This is a genomic window from Streptomyces sp. MnatMP-M17 (assembly GCF_900091995.1).
Classification (GTDB): domain Bacteria; phylum Actinomycetota; class Actinomycetes; order Streptomycetales; family Streptomycetaceae; genus Streptomyces.
Window position 1 is genome coordinate 1 of sequence record NZ_FMDK01000394.1, and the last position, 3,877, is coordinate 3,877.

Here is a 3,877-nt window from a genome sequence, read left to right on the forward strand (position 1 = left end):
CGCCCCCCGGGCCAGCCGGTCCCTGGTCCGCCGCTCCCCGCCGAGGACCTGCGGCCCCGGCGCCACAGACCCACTCGACACGACGCTGGAATCGGACACCCCGACTCAGAAGGTGGAAACCATGCCCCGTACCGTCATCGTCGGCCTCGACGGCTCGCCCCAGAGCCAGGCCGCCGCCGAATGGGCGGCCCACGAAGCAGAACTGCGCGGCCTGCCCCTGAAGCTGGTCCAGGTGCGGGAGCCGTACCGGAACCCATGGCACAGGCCCCGCTCCTCGGGGCCGAGACCCACCAGCACTGGAGCGAACGGATTCCCCGGGAATCCGCCGAGGGCATCCGGCTACGGCACCCCGGCATCGAAGTCACCACGGAGCAGTTCTCCGGCCGCCCCGGTGAGGTCCTGCCGGGCCTGGCGAAGGACGCCGAACTGCTCGTCCTGGGATCACGCGGCCTGAGCCGGATGAGCGGCTTCGTAGTAGGCTCCGTCGGCCTTGCCGTCGTCGCACACGCCGAGCAGCCCGTGGTCCTGGTCCGTGCTGCAGGACAGACCGCGGGCGAGCACACGACGGAACCGGCCGGCATCCCATCCGTCGCGACCCCCTACCGACCCGTGGTCCTCGGCCTCGACATTGACAGCCCTGACGCCTCGGTCATCGAGTTCGCCTTCGACGCAGCCGTCCGCCGATCCACCTCCCTGCGGGCCGTCCACGCCTGGACCCTCCCGCCCTACTACGCGTACGGCGTCGCCGTCGACTTCGAACTCCACACGGATCTGGGCCGGCAGCAGGACACCGCCCTGACCGAAGTCCTGCGCCCGTGGCGGAAGAAGTTCCCCGACGTCGAGGTAGTGACGGAATCCGGCTCCGGCAGGGCAGCCGACTATCTGATCGACGCCTCCCACAACGCCTCCCTGGTCGTTGTCGGCCGCCGGATCCGGCGCTCCCCGATCGGCACCCACGTCGGACCCGTCACCCACTCCGTTCTCCACCACGCCACCGCCCCCGTCGCCGTCGTCCCGCACAGCTGATCACCCCGGCCTTCGGCAAGGCCCTGGCCATTCCCGCGGCCAGGGCCTTTGGCCTACGAGGGACACCGATCCGACCTGACGCCGGGCAGTGCGCCGTCCAAGGATTCGGTCAGAAGGCCACTCGTGGAGGACCAGAACTCACTGGACATAAGGGAGGGCCCGGAGTACCCACGGACCGCCCACTGCCTGATCGGCGGGAACATCGTCGTAGCCCTCGCTAGCAATGCGGCCAGCGGCCACGGCAGCAGTTACGGCGAGCGAGACCTCGCAATCAGCCGCAGGCTGCGCGGCATCTCGCGAACGTTTTCGTCCCGTCACACGGAACATTGACCGCGGGGTCGCCCATGTCACCCCAACTGCTCAAGCTTCCGATGACCCGATGCCTTCGATATTCGCGCCGCGGCGTCTCGTCTGCCGTAGCTGCGGCCTGTCGCGGGAGTCAGGGAAGGGTCTCGGCTTCCTCCGGGGCACCGGCCAGGCCACCGACCCCTACTTCAATGTGCTGCTGTCGTTGCAGATCGAGACGCGGCACGGCTGGCTATGGGCCTACAACCTGGAACACCTTGAGTTGATCAGGCAGTTCGTGCAAGCGCCATTGCGGGAGCGAGCTTCCTGGGACGAAACAGGGCGGAAGATGACGGTCGTCGCCCGGCTGCCGGCATGGATCAAACGCGCGAAGAACCGCACCGAGATTTTGCGTGCCATCAAACGCATTCGTGCCTCGTTGGAGGAATGACTTAGAACTCCTAACGAAACGATCTTCGAGGTGGTTGGATCACTCCAGGATCGCTGATCTGGAGGTGCGGGGGGCGCGGCCGAAGCCATGGGAAGTCGACGACGAGCTGTGGGCGGTGATCGAGCCGTTGCTGCCCAAGGTTGAGCGTCGGATACGGCATCCGGGACGCAAGCGGCATCCGGACCGGCTGGTGTTCCAGGGCATCCTGTTCGTGCTGCACACAGGGATCGCCTGGGAACACCTGCCACAGGAACTCGGCTTCGGGTCGGGCATGACCTGCTGGCGCCGCCTGGCCGAGTGGACCGAGGCCGGAGTGTGGCCCCGGCTGCACGAGGTCCTGCTCGCCAGGCTGCGCGGCGCGAACGCTCTGGACTTTTCCCTGGCGGCCGTCGACGGCTTCCACATCCGGGCGTTAAAGGGGGAGCCAAGACTGGACGAAGCCCCGTCGACCGGGACAGGACGGGCAGCAGGCATCACCTGATCACCGATGCCACCGGCATCCCGCTCGCCGCCACCTTGACCGGCGGCAATCGCAACGACGTCACCCAGCTGATCCCCCTCCTCCAAGCCGTGCCGCCGGTGCGGGGTAAGCGGCCCCGGCCCCGGCGCCGCCCGGACGTGGTGCTCGGTGACCGCGGCTACGACCACGACAAGTACCGCCGGCTTGTCCGGGGCCTCGGTGTGAAGCCCTGATCGCCCGCCGCAGAATCGAGCATGGCTCCGGCCCGGGAAAGCAACGCTGGGTCGTGGAGCGCGCATTCGCCCACCTGCATTGGATCCGCCGCCTGCGGATCCGCCGGGAGATACGCGACGACATCCACGAAGCGTTCCTCACTCTCGGATGCGCACTCATCTGTTGGCGGCGACCGCGCTCTGTGTTAAGCGGCGCCGTGGGCTAGTCGCTCGCCGCCAGCCGGTTGAGAACCTCCATCGGAGTGAAGCTCCAGCCGACGAGGCGCGGTCCGCTCCAGTTGATGCCGATCATGTATCCCTCTCGGGCGGCATCAGGCAGATCCCGATCGCGCCAGGCATCCAGGGACATGGATTCAACACGTAGCCCATGCCCCCAGATCTTCGCCGCCCTCTGGGCGCGAGCCGAGGCCGACCAGTAGGGAAGACTTCGCGTGCCGTCCGCGGAGAGGGGAGCCGGGCTTCCCTCGTCATCCCGGACAAACCAGACCACTCCGCTCTGACGGGCATCCCGGAAGAATGCTGCCGCTTGCGAACCACTCTGACTCATGCCACGTGAGCCTAGCGTTCCCCGTCACTCATTTCGTTAGCGGTTCTTCTCAGCCCCAAATCGGGGCTTGGCGCCTGCCTTGCGGTTTGCGGAGTGGGCGTATGCCTCTCCGGTGCCGAGGACGCGTCCGACGTTGTGACGTGGCACCGGACTGTGATTCTTCGAGCCGGACAGGCGGCCCGGGCCAGGCCGGGAAGGTTTTGGTGCACGCGCTGGCGAAGGCGTCTTCCTGAGCAGGCTCCTGAACCCCCACCGAATCCGGGCCGGGCATCACCCGGTCGGACCGCAAGCCGCCTGGCCGAAGCCGGACGCTCAGCCGGGCGCCGTGCACTGCTCGTCGGTATCTCATTGCAGGCACTGGCGGGTGATCCGCCGAACCAAAACCCGGGTTGCCGCGCGTCGTAGCGGGGCGAAGACGAGGGCGAGGGCGAGAAGACGGTGTGTCCGGAATGCGGGTCGTCCTGGGCGGGCGGGGCGGGACGCCGTGCGGATGCGGTGTACTGCTCGCCGCGGCTCACGGACAACCCACTACAAGACCGCCGGACCTTGCTCGATGCGGCGCAGCCCCGGTGTGAGCCGGTCGAGTGCTTCGCCGGTCTGGATCCGCCGCTCGTCCCACCAGGTGGCTCCCGCCTCGGTCAACGGGCCGATCAGATCACGGGTCCTGGCGGCGTCGCCTGGCGTGGCACCGCCGAGGACGATCTCGAAGGGAGTGCCGGAGGGATCCTCGCGCTGCTCGCGAACGTATGCAACCGGCTCGCGGACCTGACCGACAGGCGGCACGTGGCCGTGCCTGGCGTCGGTGAACAGCGGGACTACTGATCTTTGACTGGTCTTGTCGATCAGGATGGTTCGAGTGTGAGGCCGGTCCCGGC

At 68.0% G+C, this 3,877-nt stretch carries 2 protein-coding genes and 3 pseudogenes; 3 read left to right on the top strand and 2 right to left on the bottom strand.

The genetic code is table 11. The features are described 5' to 3' along the window. Nucleotides 1-121: 121 nt before the first annotated feature. The 3 genes and pseudogenes from GA0115259_RS18240 to GA0115259_RS18255 all read left to right on the top strand — a co-directional run bounded on the left by GA0115259_RS18240 (nt 122) and on the right by GA0115259_RS18255 (nt 2,661). Nucleotides 122-1,026 (top strand): annotated as a pseudogene (locus GA0115259_RS18240) (universal stress protein). A gap of 325 nt (nt 1,027-1,351) precedes the next feature. Further along, on the top strand, nt 1,352-1,762 hold the full coding sequence (locus GA0115259_RS41945) for a hypothetical protein (protein WP_370748105.1): 411 nt from the start codon (nt 1,352-1,354) through the stop codon (nt 1,760-1,762). Nucleotides 1,763-1,826: 64 nt separating this feature from the next. Then, nucleotides 1,827-2,661: pseudogene (locus GA0115259_RS18255) on the top strand (IS5 family transposase). Here the strand turns inward: GA0115259_RS18255 and GA0115259_RS18260 are convergent. Next, on the bottom strand, nt 2,658-3,002 hold the full coding sequence (locus tag GA0115259_RS18260) for a DUF2750 domain-containing protein (RefSeq protein ID WP_093598031.1): 345 nt from the start codon (nt 3,000-3,002) through the stop codon (nt 2,658-2,660). The pseudogene GA0115259_RS18255 and the gene GA0115259_RS18260 sit on opposite strands and share 4 nt — an antisense overlap. Nucleotides 3,003-3,530: 528 nt before the next feature. Further along, nucleotides 3,531-3,877: pseudogene (locus GA0115259_RS18270) on the bottom strand (hypothetical protein); the annotation flags it as partial.